The organism is Novosphingobium sp. AAP1, from assembly GCF_001295765.1.
GTDB lineage: Bacteria > Pseudomonadota > Alphaproteobacteria > Sphingomonadales > Sphingomonadaceae > Novosphingobium > Novosphingobium capsulatum.
The window spans coordinates 1-1581 of the sequence record NZ_LJHO01000044.1; the positions used below are offsets into that span (position 1 = coordinate 1).

The following is a 1581-nucleotide window of genomic DNA, read 5'->3' on the forward strand; positions in this document are numbered from 1 at the left end:
CATCAGGGTGGGGCAAAGGGTTGGCGGGAGTGGCGTAAGCCTCTGATCTGAATTAGGATCTGGGTGTCTATTCCGAACCTGCCGCAGGGCAGAAAATGCCACAGGCCACACCCGCCATGAACGTCGATAGCGCAAGCCCATTCCGATTCCCAGCAGTGGCGCGCAAGAAAGTGACCGCCGCGTTTGATGGTGGCCGGCTCACCTCGGATGGTGGCGTGCTGCTGCTGGCGCAGGCTGAACGTGCAATGGGGATCTGCCAGCGGCTTGCAGCTTGCATTGCCGATCCGCGTGACCCGGCGCGGGTGGTCCATCGCCTCGATGACATCCTGCGTGCCCGCGTGTTCGCGATTGCTTGCGGCTATGAGGATGCCGATGATCTCGACGCCCTGCGCGACGATCCGGGTTTCCGTTTGGCGCTGGGCAAGTTGCCGGGATCGGGCGCGGGACTTGCCAGCCAACCAACGATGAGCCGGTGGGAGAATGCGCCGACCACGCGCGAACTGGCCAGCATGATGGTCGCAATGATCGACATCTACTGCGCCAGCTATCCCGCCCCGCCGGTGGCGGTGACGCTGGATATCGACGATACCTGCGATGTCGTCCATGGCTATCAGCAGCTTTCGTTCTGGAACGGACATCATGGCGAGCGCTGCTTCCTGCCGATCCACGTCTACGATACCGCAACCGGCCGGCCGGTGGCCATGCTGCTGCGCACTGGCAAGACGCCGTCGGGTGCCGAAGCGGCCGGTCACATCCGGCGCCTGGTGCGGCATATCCGCCGGAACTGGCCGGAAACGCACATCACCATCCGTGGTGACGGGCACTATGGCCGGCCCGAGGTCATGGCCTTCTGCGAAGCGGCCGGCATCGACTATGTGTTCGGCCTGCCGACCAACGCCGCGCTGCGTGCCGATCCGGCCATCGTCGCTGCCGCCGATGCCTGCGCGGTCAAGCGCGCCGAGGAAGGCCGCGCGATCCTGCGCCATTATGCCCAGACCCGCTACGGCGCCAAAAGCTGGAAAAGCCAGCGCCGCGTCGTCGCCCGGATCGAGGCCAGCACTTTGGGCATGGACATCCGCTATGTCGTCACCTCGCTGACCGAAGGCTCGGCTGAGCATATCTACGACACGCTTTACTGCGCACGCGGGCAGGTCGAGAACCTGATCAAGCGCCACAAGGCCCAACTCGCCAGCGACCGTACCTCGTGCCGCTCGGCAAACGCCAACCAGGTGCGCCTCATCCTGCACACCGCCGCATACTGGCTGCTGTGGCGCATCAGTCAGGAAGTCCAAAAAGCAGTCGCGCCCAATACCATGTCTCTGGCCGCTGCCGAGTTCGCAACACTGCGCCTGCGGCTGCTCAAGGTTGCCGCCCGGATCATCGAAAGCACCACGCGCATCCGCGTCGCCTTCACGTCAGCATGCCCGGATGCCAGCGTGTTCCGAGCCATCGCCACCACCCTCCCGCCGGCGCCAGCATGATCAACGCGGCAGTGCCGCCGACCCCAAAGCCCACCTCCAGCAACCTCGAAAAGCCCATTGCTCAGGTCGCGGTGAAAACACCGTCGATGACGCGCGACTG

At 64.7% G+C, this 1581-nt stretch carries 1 protein-coding gene; it reads left to right on the top strand.

All coding sequences use genetic code 11. The annotated features are described in order from the left end of the window. The first annotated feature begins 95 nt into the window (after positions 1 to 95). Positions 96 to 1481, top strand: coding sequence for an IS1380 family transposase (locus IP65_RS20660; protein ID WP_054132914.1), 1386 nt, complete (start codon positions 96 to 98; stop codon positions 1479 to 1481). The last annotated feature ends 100 nt before the right edge of the window (positions 1482 to 1581 follow it).